Raw genomic sequence first — 15,613 nt, 5'->3', positions numbered from 1 at the left:
ATTCACCGTACATACGCACTAAAGCACTTACAGACTGGGACTACAGCGCAAACAGTTATCGTTTGTCTGGGTTCTTTATTGTCTAGCTGAACACTCGCTGTCTGCCCAACAAATAAACGAGTTTTTCATCCGCCTTTCATATTCGCTGGACACATTTGCGCTTAATCTTGGCCGCAGTACTTGGGGCAAACCGCGTTTTGCTGACTAACCCTTTGATAATGCTTTACCTTTGGTCGTTATGGGCTTTACTCAGGATGGCTATGCACACGGCTGTTTTTTATTCAGTTGCCCGCACTTTCATCCGCTGTTTGTTGTCATCTCTACGCTTGAAGTTGCTCTAAAACCGAGGTCATGAATCTTTGAAACCCTACCCTATTCATTGCGTGTCGATCGTTATCCCGGTCTACAACGAAGAACAGAGCCTGCCCGAACTGTTGCGCCGTACCCGTGCTGCGTGTGAGCAGTTGGCCTACGAATACGAAATCATACTGGTGGACGACGGCAGCCGCGACACTTCCGCGCAATTGCTGGAAGACGCGGCAGGTGAACCAGGCAGCCATGTGGTGGCCGTGATCCTGAACCGCAACTACGGCCAGCATGCGGCAATCATGGCCGGTTTCGAGCAATGCCGGGGCGAGGTGGTGATTACCCTTGACGCCGACCTGCAAAACCCGCCCGAAGAGATCCCACGCCTGGTCGAGCAAGCCGCGTTGGGCTACGACGTGGTTGCCACCGTGCGCAACAACCGCCAGGACTCGGCCTTCCGCCGCTGGCCTTCGCGCCTGATCAACCTGGCCGTGCAACGCTCCACCGGCGTGGCCATGAGCGATTACGGCTGCATGCTGCGCGCTTACCGGCGCACCATTGTCGACGCCATGCTCGCCTGCCGTGAGCGCAGCACCTTTATCCCGATCCTGGCCAACGGTTTTGCGCGCCACACCACCGAGATCCCGGTGCACCACGCCGAGCGCGAACACGGCGAATCCAAATACAGCGCCATGCGCCTGATCAGCCTGATGTTCGACTTGCTGACCTGCATGACCACCACGCCCCTGCGCCTGCTGTCCATCGTCGGCTTCAGCCTGGCGGCCCTGGGCATGCTGTTTGCGTTCGCCCTGATCGTCATGCGCCTGGCCTTTGGTGCCGATTGGGCCGGTGATGGCCTGTTCGTGCTGTTCGCCGTGCTGTTTGTGTTTACCGGCGGCCAGTTCATCGGCATGGGTCTGCTGGGCGAGTACCTGGGGCGCATGTACAGCGATGTGCGCGCGCGCCCACGCTTCTTTATTGAAAAGGTGCTGCGCAACGAGCCAGCAGCGCCCGCGCCGGTGGTCATCGTCGATGGCCTGCCCTCTTCCCAGCCTTCCACTTCACCTTCCAATCAGGTTCCGTCATGAGTTCAAAAGCTGTTGTCTTCGCTTACCACGACATTGGCTGTGCAGGCATTGAAGCCCTGCTCGCTGCGGGTTACGACATTGCTGCAGTGTTCACCCATGCCGACGACCCCAAGGAAAACACCTTCTACGGCTCGGTCGCCCAGTTGTGCGCACGCCACGGCATCCCGGTGCACGCGCCGGAAGACGCCAACCACCCCCTGTGGGTCGAGCGTGTCGCCAAGCTGAACCCGGATTTCATCTTCTCGTTCTACTACCGCAACCTGCTGGGCGAGGCACTGCTGGCCACCGCGCGCCAGGGCGCATTCAACCTGCACGGTTCCCTGCTGCCCAAGTACCGTGGCCGCGCGCCGGCCAATTGGGTGTTGGTCAACGGTGAAACCGAAACCGGCGTGACCCTGCACCGCATGGTCAAGCGTGCCGATGCCGGCGCGATCCTCGCCCAGCAAAAGGTCATGATCGAGCGCAGCGACACCGGCCTGACGCTCCACGCCAAGTTGCGCGAGGCCGCCACCCAACTGCTGCGCGATGCGCTGCCGCAACTGGCCAAGGGCACGTTGAGCGAAACTGCCCAGGACGAAAGCCAGGCCACCTGCTTCGGCCGCCGCACCGCGGCAGACGGCAAGCTGGTGTGGAGCAAGCCTGCTGAGGCGCTGTACAACCTGGTACGCGCCGTGACCCAGCCCTACCCCGGCGCCTTCTGTGCCGTGGGCGAGCACAAGCTGATCGTGTGGCAAGCCGAGGTGGTCAAGGGCAACGAAGGCCAGGCACCCGGCCGCGTGATCAGCGTCAACCCGCTGCGCATTGCCTGCGGTGAAGACTCCCTGGTGATCAACTTCGGCCAGCGCAACGACCACGGCCTGTACCTCACAGGCCCGGCCCTGGCCGATGAGCTGGGGCTGGTGGATGGTTCGGTGCTGCGTGGCGCCGAGTCGGGCCGCAAGCCACGGCGGACCCGCGTGCTGATCCTGGGTGTCAACGGTTTTATCGGCAACCACCTGTCCGAGCGCCTGTTGCGCGATGATCGCTACGAAGTCTACGGCCTGGATATTGGCTCTGACGCTATCGAACGCCTGCGCAGCCACCCCAACTTCCATTATGTGGAAGGCGATATCAGCATTCACTCCGAGTGGATCGAGTACCACATCAAGAAGTGCGACGTGGTCCTGCCGCTGGTGGCCATCGCCACGCCAATCGAATACACCCGTAACCCGTTGCGCGTGTTCGAGCTGGATTTCGAAGAAAACCTCAAGCTGGTGCGCTACTGCGTCAAGTACAACAAGCGCGTGATCTTCCCGTCGACCTCCGAAGTCTATGGCATGTGCCAGGACCAGAATTTTGACGAAGACACCTCCAACCTGGTGGTGGGGCCGATCAACAAGCAGCGCTGGATCTACTCGGTATCCAAGCAACTGCTGGACCGGGTGATCTGGGCCTATGGCGCCAAGGGCCTGAATTTCACCCTGTTCCGCCCCTTCAACTGGATGGGCCCGCGCCTGGATCGCCTCGACTCAGCGCGTATCGGCAGCTCCCGGGCGATCACCCAGTTGATCCTCAACCTGGTGGAAGGTACGCCGATCCGCCTGTTTGACGGTGGCGAGCAAAAACGCTGCTTCACCGATATCGCCGACGGCATCGAGGCCCTGGCGCGGATCATCGACAACGATAACGACGCGTGCAACGGCCAGATCATCAACATCGGCAACCCGGACAACGAAGCCAGCATCCGCCAGTTGGGCGAAGAGCTGCTGCGCCAGTTCGAGGCTCACCCATTGCGTGGCAACTTCCCACCGTTCGCGGGTTTTCGCGAAGTGGAAAGCAAGGCCTTCTACGGCGCCGGGTATCAGGACGTGGCGCACCGCAAGCCAAGCATCGCCAACGCCAAGCGCCTGCTGAACTGGGAGCCGAGCGTGGAGATGAGCGAAACCATCGGCAACACCCTGGATTTCTTCCTGCGTGAAGCGATGCTGGAAATCGCCCAGTCCAGCGAAGCAGGCAAATAATGAAGGCAGGTCTGCGCATTGACGTCGACACCTACCGAGGCACCCGCGATGGGGTGCCAAGGTTGCTGGAGTTGCTGGATGAGGCCGGCATCAAGGCGACGTTTTTCTTCAGTGTCGGCCCGGACAATATGGGCCGGCATCTGTGGCGCCTGATCCGCCCGCAGTTCCTGTGGAAGATGCTGCGCTCCAACGCGGCCGGGCTGTACGGCTGGGACATCCTGCTGGCCGGCACCGCCTGGCCGGGCAAGCCGATTGGCCGCGACCTGGGGCACTTGATGCGCCAGGCCAGGGCCGCCGGGCACGAAGTGGGCCTGCACGCCTGGGATCACCATGGCTGGCAGGCCAATGCCGGCCGTTGGAGCAACGCGCAACTGGTGGAACAGATGCGCCGTGGGCTCGACACCCTGAGCGACATTCTTGGTCAGCCCGTGGACTGTTCCGCCGCCGCCGGCTGGCGCGCCGACGAGCGTGTGGTGCAGGCCAAGCAAGGCTTTGGCCTGCGCTACAACAGCGATTGTCGCGGCACCAGCGTGTTTCTCCCGACGCTCGCCGACGGCAGTGCCGGCACCCCACAGATCCCGGTGGACTTGCCGACCTTCGACGAAGTGGTCGGGCCACAGGTCGCGGCCAAGGACTTCAACGGTTTCATTCTTGATCGGTTCACCGAATCGACACTCAACGTCTATACGATCCACGCAGAAGTAGAAGGGATTCTGATGGCTAATGAATTTCGCCAGTTGCTTGCCCAGGCACGGCAGCGCGGCATTCAATTCCAGCCCTTGGGCAACTTGTTGCCGGCCGATCCGGCGAGCCTGCCCCAGGCGCATCTGACACGCGGCGTACTCGGCGGCCGCGAAGGCTGGCTGGGAGTGCAAAAGGCATGATCCGACGTTGGGCACTGCCCCTGCTCCTATTGGTCTTCGGCCTGTGTTACCTGTTGCCGATGGCCACCCATGGCCTGTGGATTCCGGATGAAAGCCGCTACGCGCAGATCAGCCAGGAAATGCTGCTGACGGGCAAATGGGCGTCCCCGCACTTTATGGGCCTGCGTTACTTCGAAAAACCGGCGGCCGGTTACTGGATGATCGCCCTGGGCCAGGCCGTGTTCGGGCAGAACCTGTTCGGTGTGCGTGTGGCCTCGGCGCTGGCCACGGGCTTGAGCATCCTGTTGGTGTACTTCATGGCCCGGCGCCTGTGGAACGATCCACGCAAGAGCCTGGCCAGCGCTGTGCTGTACATGAGTTTTGTCAGCGTGGCGATGTCTGGTGGCTACGCCAACCTCGACCCGCAGTTCAGCTTCTGGGTCAACCTCAGCGGCGTGGCGCTGTGGCTGTGTATCGACAGCCACGGCCGGCGCGCCCGCCTGGGCGCCTGGGCATTGCTGGGACTGGCCTGCGCCATGGGCTTCATGACCAAGGGCTTTTTGGCGTGGCTGCTGCCGGTGCTGGTCGCCCTGCCCTACATGGTCTGGCAAAAACGCTTTCGTGAGTTGCTGGCCTATGGCGTGGTCGCGGTGGTGGTGGCAATTGTGGTCAGCCTGCCCTGGGCGCTGATGGTGCATGCCCAGGAACCGGACTACTGGAACTTCTTTTTCTGGCACGAACACATCCAGCGTTTTGCCGGTGAAGATGCCCAGCACGAAGAGGCCTGGTGGTACTACTTGCCGTTGCTGGCCGCGTTCAGCCTGCCGTGGCTGGCGCTGTTGCCCTCCACCCTGAAGCAGGCGTGGCAACAAAAGCGTACGCACACGACCGGCTTCCTATTGTTGTGGCTGCTGATGCCCCTGGCGTTTTTCAGCCTGAGCAAGGGCAAGCTGCCGGCTTACATCCTGCCGTGCCTGCTGCCTTTGGCATTGCTGATGGGCAACACCCTGGCGGACAAACTGGCCCAGGCCCGTGGCCGAGTGTTGCAAATCAACGGCGGGCTCAACCTGATCCTTGGCGTACTGGGCCTGCTGGCCATCGTGTATTTCCAGTTGAAGAAGCCGATTTTTGCCCACCAGCAGGAACTGCTGAGCCTGGTGCTGGTGTTTATCGTGCTGTTGGGCTGGATCATCGCCAACCTGCTACAGGTGGCACGCCCGTTGCGCCTGTGGGCAGCGCCTGCCCTGGGCAGTTGGTTGCTGGTGGCCCTGGTGCCGGCGGCGTTGCCGCACTCGGTGGTTTATAACAAGACCCCGGACCAGTTCATCATTGACCACGTCGAAGAGCTGGCAGGCACCCAACGCTTGCTGAGCAACGACCTGGGCGCCGCCTCGTCCCTGGCGTGGCGGCTCAAGCGCCCGGACGTGACGCTGTACGACACCCTGGGCGAAGTCAAATATGGCCTTGCCTACGCCGATGCGGCCAATCGCCGGGTCGACACCACGCAAGTCCAGCAATGGATGACCGAGGCCCGCAAACAGGGCTCGGTGGGCGTGGTGATGCGCGTCAAGGGCGAGAGTGAAGTACGCGAGGTCGAGTTGCTGCCCAAAGATGGCAAGCGCTACGAGCAAGGCAACATGGTGATCCTGGTATTCCCACAGGTGGCGCCTTGATCACCCTGCTGCTGCTTCTGGCCGCGTGCCTGCTGACCTGCATGGGCCAGATCGCCCAAAAGTATGCCGTCGAAGGCTGGCGCGACCAGCCCGCGGGCTGGGCCTTGAAACTGCGCTCGCCCTGGCTGTGGCTGGCCCTGTTGTGTCTGGGCCTGGGCCTGCTGGTGTGGCTGCTGGTACTGCAACGCCTGGAGGTGGGGATTGCCTACCCGATGCTCAGCCTGAACTTTGTCTTGATTACCCTGGTGGCGCGCTTTGTGTTCCATGAGCCGGTGGATCGCCGCCACTGGTTTGGCGTGGCCCTGGTGATGGCGGGTGTGCTGTTGCTGGGGGGCCAGGTATGAGCCGGTTACGTGGTTTTACCTTGGCGTTATCCAGCGTGGCGCTGGTGAGCGCTGCCCAGTTGGGCATGCGCTGGAGCATGACGCGCCTGCCCTTGCCCGCCGACTGGCTCACTGCACTCGGTAACGCCACGGTGGATCCGCTGGCGTTGGGCGTAGTGGTCATGGCGATTGTTGCCTATGCGCTGTCGATGCTCTGCTGGCTCGGCGCACTGCAGTACTTGCCCCTGGGGCGCGCCTATTCGTTGCTGAGTATCAGCTACGTGCTGGTGTACCTGTTGGCAGCCAGCCTGCCGGGCTTCAACGAACCCTTTTCCCTGTCGCGAACCTTGGGGGTGGCACTGGTCATCCTCGGCGTCCTGACAATCAACTCCCGTCGTATCGGCAACACAAGCCCCAGGAATGCCCCATGAAAATCAGCGTATTTGGTAGTGGTTACGTTGGCCTGGTACAGGCCACCGTATTGGCCGAGGTCGGTCACGATGTGATCTGCATGGACGTTGACGAAAACAAGGTGCGCCTGCTGCAACAGGGCCATGTGAGCATTTTCGAGCCGGGGCTTGCCAGCCTGGTGCGGGAAAACCTGGAAAACGGCCGGTTGACCTTTACCAGCCAGGAAAAACTCGCGGTCGAGCATGGCGAAGTGCTGTTTATCGCGGTCGGCACACCTTCGGACGAGGACGGTTCGGCCGATTTGAAGTACGTGCTGTCGGTGGGCGATGCGGTGGCCCGTCATCGCGTCGAACCGGTGATCCTGGTGGAGAAGTCCACGGTCCCGGTGGGCACCGGCGACACCTTGCGCGCGCACATCGACAAGGCGTTGGCCGGGCGCAGCCTGGTGTTCGATATTGTCTCCAACCCGGAATTCCTCAAGGAAGGCTCTGCCGTGGCCGACTGCCGCCGCCCCGACCGGATCATCATCGGCTGCGAGCGCGAAGAGGTGCGCGAGGTAATGCGCGACTTGTACGCGCCGTTCAACCGCAATCATGACCGCATCATCTTCATGGATGTGCGTAGCGCCGAGCTGACCAAATACGCCGCCAACTGCATGCTGGCCACGAAAATCAGCTTTATCAACCAGATCGCCGAACTGGCCGAGCACCTGGGCGCCGATATCGAGTCGGTGCGCCTGGGCATCGGTGCCGATTCGCGGATCGGCTACCACTTTATCTACCCTGGCTGCGGCTACGGTGGCTCGTGCTTCCCCAAGGACATGCGCGCGCTGATCCACAGCGCCCGCCAAGCCAATTGCTCGAGTGATTTGCTCGAAGCGGTGGAAGCCATCAACCAGCGGCAGAAAAGCAAACTGTTCGAACGGATCCGCGCGTTCTACAAAGGCGACCTGCGCGGCAAGACCTTCGCCTTGTGGGGCCTGGCGTTCAAGCCCAACACCGACGACATGCGCGACGCACCGAGCCGGGTGCTGATGGAGTCGCTATGGGCCGCCGGCGCCAACGTGCGGGCCTTCGACCCCGAGGCCATGCAGGAAACCCAGAGGCTGTACGGCGATGACCCGCGCCTGATGCTGATGGGCACCCCGGAATCGACCCTGGGCGGGGCCGACGCCTTGATCATCTGCACCGAGTGGCAGCAATTCAAGGCGCCGGACTTCGACCTGCTGCACGCACGCCTCAAGGCGCCGGTGATCTTTGACGGGCGCAACCTGTATGACGCCGAGCGCCTGGCGCGCAAGGGCTTCCATTACTTCCCCATGGGCCGCGGGCAATCCTGCGACCTGCCGATCCCCCAGCAACAGTGGCTGCCACGGTTGCTGGAGGCCTGAGGCGTGGACAACATGCTCGGCGCAACCTTGCGCCGCCAGTCCTGGGGTATCGGGCTGCTGGCGCTGCTGCTGTTTGTCGCCGGCAACTGGGACCATGCAATTATCGGTTTCGACTCGCGCTTTGTGCTGTTCGCCCAGGAAATGCTGCGCCATGGGCCGGGATTTTTCCCCTCGACCTATGGCCAGCCGTATGCCGACTACCTGTCGACCTCAACCTTGTTGACCTGGCTGTTGTCGCTGCCCCTGGGGCGCGTCACCAGCCTCAGCGCCTGGCTGCCGACGGCCATTGCGTCGGCAGTGATCGTCGCCCTGGTCTACCGCCTGACCGCGCCCTACTCGCGGCGCTGGGCGTTGCTGAGTGTTGCGTTGCTGTTGCTGAGCAGTACGTTTATCAGCGAAACCCGCTCGGTGTCCCTGGACCAGATGTTGGCGGCGGTGACGCTGGCAGTGTTTTACCTGGGCTACGCCCACGATCACTTCGCCAGCCCCCGGCGCCTGCCGTGGCTATTGCTCCTGTTATTGCTCGGCTTTGCGATTCGCGGGCCCATCGGCCTGGTGATCCCTGCCGGCGTGTTGTGCAGCTTTTACCTGCTCAATCGCCAGTGGCGCCCGTTGTTCAGCTTCGGCCTGCTGGCCCTGGCGTTGCTGGTGGCCTGCGTAGGGTTGCTGTTGTTGCTGGCCAAGGTCAGTGGCGGCGAGGCCTTTATGCAGGATGTGATCCGCATGCAGTTCCTCGGGCGCATGGATGGCCGCGAAGGTTCAAGCAGCGTGTTGTATTACTTCACCAGCTCCCTGGGCAACTACGCCCTGGCATACCCGCTGGCCCTGCTGGCGCTGCTTGCGGTGCTGCTCAATGGCCGGCGTAAGGCTGACAGCGGTTGGCAATTGCTGCTGGGCTGTACGGCGGCGGGCTTGATCGTGATGCTCGGCCTGTCGATCCCCGAGGCGAAGAAAGCCCGCTATCTGTTGCCCATGATGCCCATGGTGGCGATCATCGCCGCGTACCCGTTCCATCGGGCAGATGGCCGTCTGTTCAAGGCGCTGCGAGGCTTGATGCTGGCGTTATGGGCAGTGAGCCCGGGGCTATTGATGGGGGCGCTAGTGGTGGCGCGCCATCGCTTTGGTGCGCAGTTGGAGCATTTCCAGGGCGTGGTTGGCCTGCTGATTGGCTTGCAGGTCGTTGTCGCCGGGATGCTCCTCAAGTGGCACTGGCGCCCGGTCGGGCCGGCGTTTTGCGCGGTGCTGGCGGTGTGGAGCGTATATATCCTGGTGGTCGAACCCCTGGAACGGCGCCTGTATGACACCCGCACCTTTGCCCGCGAGGCTCATGCCCTGATCCGGCAGCACCCGGCGCCCCTGGTATTGCATGGCCTGGGTAAAGACGCCAAGGCCATCAAATTCATGGTCAATGTGGAATGTGACCGGGTGCCATTGTTCACCCAAGCCCCTGCCGACCTGGCAGCAGTGCCCGTGCCGGCATGGCTGGTGATGGACAAGGCGGATTTCATGCGTCTGGGCGAGCCACGCTGGCATGGCATGACGCCGGTTCTGACAGGGCAGTTCGATAAAAACACCTATGTGTTGCTGCACCTGGGTACGGATGACTGAGTGGTGGTTTTTTATCAAGAAAGCTCCTACGTTTGTATCCGTAAATGCCGGTAGCGGCGCCTCTACCGGCCCTATGACCCCAGCGTTACACTCGCTGCACATTGCGCTATTTAGTTACCGCCTGCGTTCAAAAACCCCCCTCAGAGGACCGCTGCCGTGCCTGACGAGTCATTGCCTATCGAGCCGGTACACGTCGGCTATATCCCCCTGCCCACCCTGGCTCGGCTGATGGGGTTGCGCGACGCCCTTGTCGCCCTCAAGGGCCCCTTGGCCAGCGACCCACGGTTGCGGGAGAGCGTGCAGCAGTCGCTGAACAGCAGCGCCAACCACGACCGCGTACTGGGCAAGGTGAGCCCGGGGTATGAGCGGTTTTGATGCAAAATTACTGCACTTAAGCTGCATTAATATGCATTGGCGACAGTTTTGTTTGAACGGCACACTGCGCCGGTTCCTCCCCCAAATGTTGGAACTTTCGAAGGGCTTTGCGGCAAACCGCAAAGCCCTTTTTTTGCCCGATGTCACTCAGTCCTGCACAAACCTGCAGGTGTAGCTGAGCGGCATTGTTTTGTGATCGCCTTTCAAGATTGGACTGCCCCGCAATGCTCGCTCGCTGGTTACCCGCTGCCATCAACACCCGCCCCGCCGAATGGAGCCGTGCCGCCATCGGCATGGCCCTGGGCACTCTATTGACCGTATGGCTCTGCTCCCAGGTGTATGGCCTGGAAGTGGCCATGCACCTGTTGGGCCCGCTGGGCGCCTCCGCCGTGCTGTTATTCGCCGTGTCATCGGGTGCCCTCGCCCAGCCGTGGTCGATCATCGGCAGCTACCTGTGCGCCACCGTGGTGGCTTTGCTGGTGGCCCGCGTATTGGGGCGCACCCTGGGCAGCGCCTGCCTCGCAGCGGGCATGGCCTTGATCCTGATGTGCTGGCTGCGCTGCCTGCACCCGCCTTCGGGGGGGCTGGCGATGACCCTGGTGCTGGCGGACCCGGCCACCATCGCCCTGGGCTGGCAGGAAGTCGCGCCGGTCATGTTGGGCGCCGCCACGTTGTTGCTCTCGGCCCTGGCCTATAACAACCTGACGCGCACCCGCTACCCCAAGGGCCCAGCCGAAGCGCCGGTCATGGTGCCGTCTGCGGCGCCGCAGGTAGATCCAAAAATCACCGCTGTGGACCTGGAGCAAGCGCTGGCGCAAATGGAGCAGTTTTTCGACGTCACCCCCACTGAGCTCGAAGAGCTGATCCATATCGCCGAAGACCACGCTCGCCGCCGCAGCATTGGCCAAGTACTGGCCAGTCGGGTCTAAGCACGCCTGCCCTGGTTTTTTATCGAACACCCCCTGCATAAATGCAAAGATGACCTGCAGGATTCCGGGTTGTACTGGGCAAATTTGCACTGGTACGATCCGGTGATGGTTCGTCCGCGAACATTTTGATAAAGAACAATAAAAGCAGGGAGTTACAGATGACTGCTCAGGCTCAGTCCCAGGCGACATGCAGCACCGAGTCCCCCCAGGACAGCGTCCTGGCCGAGGTACGCAACCATATCGGCCACCTGACCCTCAACCGCCCCGCCGGCCTCAACGCCATCACCCTGGACATGGTCCGCAGCCTGTCGGCGCATTTGCACGCCTGGGCCGCTGATCCCCAGGTGCACGCGGTGGTACTGCGCGGCGCCGGTGAAAAGGCCTTCTGCGCCGGGGGCGATATCCGCTCGCTGTACGACAGTTTCAAGAGCGGCGACACGCTGCATGAAGACTTCTTCGTCGAAGAATACGCCCTCGACCTGGCCATTCATCACTACCGCAAACCGGTCCTAGCCCTGATGGACGGCTTTGTCCTGGGCGGTGGCATGGGCCTGGTCCAGGGGGCCGACCTGCGGGTGGTGACCGAGCGCAGTCGCCTGGCCATGCCGGAAGTGGCCATCGGTTATTTCCCGGATGTAGGCGGCAGCTATTTCCTGCCGCGCATTCCCGGTGAGCTGGGGATTTACCTGGGCGTGACCGGGGTGCAGATCCGCGCCGCCGACGCCCTGTATTGCGGGCTCGCCGACTGGTACCTGGACAGCGCCAGGTTGGCCGAACTGGATCAGAAACTCGACCACCTGCAGTGGCAAGACTCACCGCTCAAGGATCTGCAAGGCCTGCTGGCCAAGCTTGCGGTGCAACAACTGCCGGATGCGCCGCTGGCGGCCCTGCGCCCGGCCATCGATCACTTCTTTGCCCAGCCGGACGTACCGAGCATTGTCGAGCAATTGCAGCAAGTGACCGTCGCCGACAGCCATGAATGGGCCGTGACTACCGCCCAGTTGATGCAGACTCGCTCGCCCTTGGCCATGGCCGTCACCCTGCAGATGCTGCGACGTGGCCGGCACCTGGCGCTGGAGGACTGCTTTGCTCTGGAACTGCACCTGGACCGCCAGTGGTTTGCCCGTGGCGACCTGATCGAAGGCGTGCGTGCGCTGTTGATCGACAAGGACAAATCCCCGCGCTGGAACCCGCCAACGTTAGCGGCACTGGACCAGAGCCACGTCGACAGCTTCTTCCAAGACTTCGCAAAGAGCGGGAGATAACTCATGCAAGATATTGAATTTACAGAAGAACAGGTAATGATTCGCGACATGGCGCGCGACTTTGCCCGTGGTGAAATCGCCCCCCATGCCCAGGCCTGGGAGAAAGCCGGCTGGATCGATGACGCCCTGGTGGCCAAGATGGGTGAACTGGGCCTGCTGGGTATGGTGGTGCCGGAAGAATGGGGTGGCACCTACGTCGACTACGTGGCCTACGCCTTGGCCGTGGAGGAGATTTCTGCGGGTGACGGTGCGGTAGGCGCGCTGATGAGTATCCATAATTCAGTGGGTTGCGGCCCTATCCTCAACTACGGCACACCCGCACAGAAAGAGACCTGGCTGGCCGAACTCGCCAGTGGCCAGGCCATCGGTTGCTTCTGCCTGACCGAACCCCAGGCCGGTTCCGAAGCCCACAACTTGCGTACCCGCGCCGAACTGCGCGATGGTCAGTGGGTGATCAACGGCGCCAAACAGTTTGTCAGCAACGGCAAGCGCGCCAAGTTGGCAATCGTGTTTGCGGTCACCGACCCGGAGTTGGGCAAGAAAGGTATTTCGGCGTTCCTGGTGCCCACTGATACGCCCGGCTTTACCGTGGACCGCACGGAACACAAGATGGGCATCCGCGCCTCCGACACCTGCGCGGTGACCCTCAACCAATGCAGCATCCCCGAAGCCAACCTGCTGGGCGAACGCGGCAAGGGCCTGGCCATTGCCCTCTCCAACCTGGAAGGTGGGCGCATCGGCATCGCCGCCCAGGCCTTGGGCATCGCTCGCGCGGCCTTTGAAGCCGCGTTGGCCTACGCCCGTGACCGGGTGCAGTTTGACAAGGCCATTATTGAGCACCAGAGCGTCGCCAACCTGCTGGCCGACATGCAGACCCGCCTCAATGCCGCGCGCCTGCTGATCCTCCATGCCGCCCGTTTGCGCAGTGCCGGCAAGCCGTGCCTGTCCGAAGCGTCCCAGGCCAAGCTGTTCGCTTCGGAAATGGCCGAGAAGGTCTGTTCTTCGGCCATGCAGATCCATGGTGGCTATGGTTACCTGGAAGACTACCCGGTGGAACGCTACTACCGCGATGCGCGGATCACCCAGATCTATGAGGGTACCAGTGAGATCCAACGGCTGGTGATTGCCCGGGAATTGAAGAACTATCAGATCTGATAAAAAGTGATGATTGTTCTCTTGATCGGGAACATTCATCACTCAGTAGGCCTTTGATTAATTTCTGACATCGAAACTCACAAACGCTTCTAGAGTTTGTGTTCCACGCTCGGCGATAATTTGCAAGGCTCCGTGAGCACGTTTCCCATCTTCATCAAATGTGATAATGATCCCGCCATCTGTCACCTTCCATAAAAGTTCTCCACGCGGCGGGGAATAGCTCAGGCTGGAGATTTCACTCCCTCCAAATTTATAGGAGCCCGAAGGCGTTCCCGGCGTTAAATCTGCTGCGATAATTGTACTTTTCTCTGATTCCCCCTGTATGCCCATTACTTGGAGGGCTGAACGACTGTTGACGTAATTAACGCTATTCGACCGGAAGTAGTAGCTGCTCTTAGAATCAGAATCACTGATTGAAATGTCACCCTCCATCCTTCCAGTCGATTTAACGTCACCGTTCTTAATTTCTACGCGCGCGTCACTAGGCATTTTCTTCACCATTTCATGATTGCTAAGTTAATGGGAGGAGCCTGGTCATTAGAGAGCGAAATTCAAAAAAAAGAACCTGTCAGAAATAACAGTCTAAACGGGGCATTTTTAATTTCGGCTTACTCACACAGGCTTCAATCGGCGACACATCTTTGCGCGCACTGTCGCCAAGTACGACTATTCTGACAGCTCCTAATGCTCCGTCTCACCACACAGGAGGTGTGTCATGAACGCTGTCGAGCACCAGGCCCACGTCAGGCAGATTAGCCAGGAACGCTATATCCAAGCCCCCATCGAAGCCGTCTACGACTACGTCACCCAACCGGACCGCTGGCACGAATGGCACCCCACATCCCTGAGCGCCGACACCGGCACCAGCGGCTCGCTGCCTGCCGGCCAGCGGTTTACCGAGATGATCGACTTGCTCGGGGTGCGTGTGCCCATGAGCTACCGGGTGCAGATTGCCGAGCCGCCGCGGGAGTTCAAGACGGTTTTTACCTCGCTCGCGGTAGATGGCTGCATTCACTACTATCTACAACCTCGCGGCAGCGGCACCTTGTTCACTCGCGTGCTCAGCTACGAGACCGAACTGAAGCTCAACACCTTGGAAGCGCGCATGGTAGAGCTGTCGAATCAGGCCATGGACCAGCTCAAGCAGCGCCTGGAATCATCCTGAACTGACAAATTTGTCATCTTCCTCTCAGTTTGCTGAAAGCTGCGGACGATAAGCTTCGGGGTTGTGGCGTGCTCGTATAATTTCGAAACATAACCACCTCACCTGATGCGCAAAAGCGCGGACAATGCGCCCTCTTTGCGCACTCCGTAACCCATGGGACCTGTCGATGAAAACCACCCTGCGCCTGACTTTACTGTCCGCCCTGTTCATGACCACCCTGGCCCAGGCCGCCGAACTGATCCCGATTGACGTGCACCGTGATGCCAATTGCGGCTGCTGCAAAAAATGGATCAGCCACCTCGAAAGCAACGGCTTCAAGGTCAACGACCATGTTGAAGCCGACATGAGCTCGGTCAAACAGCGACTGGGCGTAGCACCCCGTCTGGCGTCTTGCCATACCGCCGTGATCGACGGCAAATTCGTCGAAGGCCACGTACCCGCCGATCAGGTACTGGCCCTGCGCAAACGTGATGACCTGCTGGGCATCGCCGCACCGGGAATGCCCATGGGCTCGCCAGGCATGGAAATGGATGGGATGAGCGACGCCTATCAAGTCATTGGCCTGACCCGTGCCGGCAAAGATGTGGTGGTAGCCGAATACCCGGCTCACTGAGCAATGCTTGCAGGCTATGCGGGGCTGTTTCTCAGCGCTTTTGGAGCGGCCACCCTGTTGCCGCTGCAATCGGAAGCGGTGCTGGTAGCGCTGCTGCTCAATGACCGCTATTGGGTAGGGTTACTGCTGGGGGTCGCGACCCTGGGTAACGTCCTGGGCTCGTGGGTCAACTGGTTGCTGGGGCGCTCGGTCGAACTGTTCAAGGATCGCCGCTGGTTTCCAGTGAGCGCCGCGCAGTTGGAAAAGTCCCGCCGCCATTATTCACGTTGGGGCCATTGGTCACTGCTGCTCAGTTGGCTGCCGATTATTGGCGATCCACTGACCCTGGTGGCCGGGGTGATGAAGGAGCCGCTGTGGCGTTTTTTGTTAATCGTCAGCCTGGCCAAGGCGGCTCGTTATGCCGTGGTGGCAATGCTGACGCTGCACTGGATGTAACAGGTTAATCCCCG

The 15,613-nt window shown here is 61.1% G+C and carries 16 protein-coding genes; 15 read left to right on the top strand and 1 reads right to left on the bottom strand.

Features of this window, described 5'->3' with window-relative positions; translation table 11 throughout:
- Positions 1 to 359 precede the first annotated feature (359 nt).
- The 12 genes from arnC to HKK57_RS23150 all read left to right on the top strand — a co-directional run bounded on the left by arnC (position 360) and on the right by HKK57_RS23150 (position 13,386).
- Entirely contained in the window at positions 360 to 1,394 is a 1,035-nt protein-coding gene (gene arnC, locus HKK57_RS23205; RefSeq protein WP_070994848.1) for an undecaprenyl-phosphate 4-deoxy-4-formamido-L-arabinose transferase, read from the top strand.
- On the top strand, positions 1,391 to 3,394 hold the full coding sequence (arnA, locus tag HKK57_RS23200; RefSeq protein WP_029291671.1) for a bifunctional UDP-4-amino-4-deoxy-L-arabinose formyltransferase/UDP-glucuronic acid oxidase ArnA: 2,004 nt from the start codon (positions 1,391 to 1,393) through the stop codon (positions 3,392 to 3,394). The genes arnC and arnA overlap by 4 nt, the downstream gene beginning before the upstream one ends.
- Positions 3,394 to 4,278, top strand: coding sequence for a 4-deoxy-4-formamido-L-arabinose-phosphoundecaprenol deformylase (arnD, locus tag HKK57_RS23195; RefSeq protein ID WP_169390847.1), 885 nt, complete (start codon positions 3,394 to 3,396; stop codon positions 4,276 to 4,278). The genes arnA and arnD overlap by 1 nt, the downstream gene beginning before the upstream one ends.
- Entirely contained in the window at positions 4,275 to 5,930 is a 1,656-nt protein-coding gene (gene arnT / locus HKK57_RS23190; protein WP_154905950.1) for a lipid IV(A) 4-amino-4-deoxy-L-arabinosyltransferase, read from the top strand. The genes arnD and arnT overlap by 4 nt, the downstream gene beginning before the upstream one ends.
- Complete coding sequence (gene arnE, locus HKK57_RS23185; protein WP_104912395.1) at positions 5,927 to 6,274, top strand: 4-amino-4-deoxy-L-arabinose-phosphoundecaprenol flippase subunit ArnE; 348 nt, start codon at positions 5,927 to 5,929, stop codon at positions 6,272 to 6,274. The genes arnT and arnE overlap by 4 nt, the downstream gene beginning before the upstream one ends.
- Entirely contained in the window at positions 6,271 to 6,684 is a 414-nt protein-coding gene (gene arnF, locus HKK57_RS23180; protein WP_029291662.1) for a 4-amino-4-deoxy-L-arabinose-phosphoundecaprenol flippase subunit ArnF, read from the top strand. Before arnE ends, arnF begins: the two co-directional genes overlap by 4 nt.
- Positions 6,681 to 8,054: a UDP-glucose 6-dehydrogenase gene (locus tag HKK57_RS23175; protein ID WP_029291660.1), complete on the top strand. Its 1,374-nt coding sequence runs from the start codon at positions 6,681 to 6,683 to the stop codon at positions 8,052 to 8,054. Before arnF ends, HKK57_RS23175 begins: the two co-directional genes overlap by 4 nt.
- A gap of 12 nt (positions 8,055 to 8,066) precedes the next feature.
- Positions 8,067 to 9,662, top strand: coding sequence for an ArnT family glycosyltransferase (locus tag HKK57_RS23170; protein WP_169390846.1), 1,596 nt, complete (start codon positions 8,067 to 8,069; stop codon positions 9,660 to 9,662).
- A 156-nt stretch (positions 9,663 to 9,818) separates the two neighbouring features.
- Entirely contained in the window at positions 9,819 to 10,037 is a 219-nt protein-coding gene (locus HKK57_RS23165; RefSeq protein WP_032866388.1) for a type VI secretion system contractile sheath small subunit, read from the top strand.
- A gap of 224 nt (positions 10,038 to 10,261) precedes the next feature.
- Positions 10,262 to 10,966: an HPP family protein gene (locus HKK57_RS23160; protein ID WP_029291657.1), complete on the top strand. Its 705-nt coding sequence runs from the start codon at positions 10,262 to 10,264 to the stop codon at positions 10,964 to 10,966.
- Between the two features lie 158 nt (positions 10,967 to 11,124).
- Positions 11,125 to 12,231 (top strand): enoyl-CoA hydratase/isomerase family protein, encoded by a 1,107-nt coding sequence (locus HKK57_RS23155; protein WP_169390845.1) that lies wholly within the window; start codon positions 11,125 to 11,127, stop codon positions 12,229 to 12,231.
- 3 nt (positions 12,232 to 12,234) lie between these two features.
- A complete protein-coding gene (locus tag HKK57_RS23150) occupies positions 12,235 to 13,386 on the top strand; it encodes an acyl-CoA dehydrogenase family protein (RefSeq protein WP_029291653.1) in 1,152 nt (383 codons plus the stop codon).
- A 57-nt stretch (positions 13,387 to 13,443) separates the two neighbouring features.
- Here HKK57_RS23150 and HKK57_RS23145 read toward each other — a convergent pair whose 3' ends face one another.
- Positions 13,444 to 13,875 carry a hypothetical protein gene (locus tag HKK57_RS23145; RefSeq protein ID WP_169390844.1) on the bottom strand — a complete coding sequence of 144 codons (432 nt, stop codon included), beginning with the start codon at positions 13,873 to 13,875 and terminating at the stop codon, positions 13,444 to 13,446.
- A gap of 226 nt (positions 13,876 to 14,101) precedes the next feature.
- Between HKK57_RS23145 and HKK57_RS23140 the strand changes: the two genes are divergently transcribed.
- The 3 genes from HKK57_RS23140 to HKK57_RS23130 all read left to right on the top strand — a co-directional run bounded on the left by HKK57_RS23140 (position 14,102) and on the right by HKK57_RS23130 (position 15,599).
- Positions 14,102 to 14,551, top strand: a complete 450-nt coding sequence (locus tag HKK57_RS23140) for an SRPBCC family protein (protein WP_070994842.1) — start codon at positions 14,102 to 14,104, stop codon at positions 14,549 to 14,551.
- A gap of 166 nt (positions 14,552 to 14,717) precedes the next feature.
- Complete coding sequence (locus HKK57_RS23135) at positions 14,718 to 15,164, top strand: DUF411 domain-containing protein (protein WP_029291648.1); 447 nt, start codon at positions 14,718 to 14,720, stop codon at positions 15,162 to 15,164.
- A 3-nt stretch (positions 15,165 to 15,167) separates the two neighbouring features.
- Entirely contained in the window at positions 15,168 to 15,599 is a 432-nt protein-coding gene (locus tag HKK57_RS23130) for a YqaA family protein (protein ID WP_070994841.1), read from the top strand.
- The last annotated feature ends 14 nt before the right edge of the window (positions 15,600 to 15,613 follow it).

Source organism: Pseudomonas sp. ADAK21, assembly GCF_012935735.1.
In the GTDB taxonomy this organism is placed as follows: Bacteria; Pseudomonadota; Gammaproteobacteria; order Pseudomonadales; family Pseudomonadaceae; genus Aquipseudomonas; species Aquipseudomonas proteolytica.
Note: the sequence above shows the minus strand (reverse complement) of the source record. Positions and strands in the feature narration are given on the sequence as shown.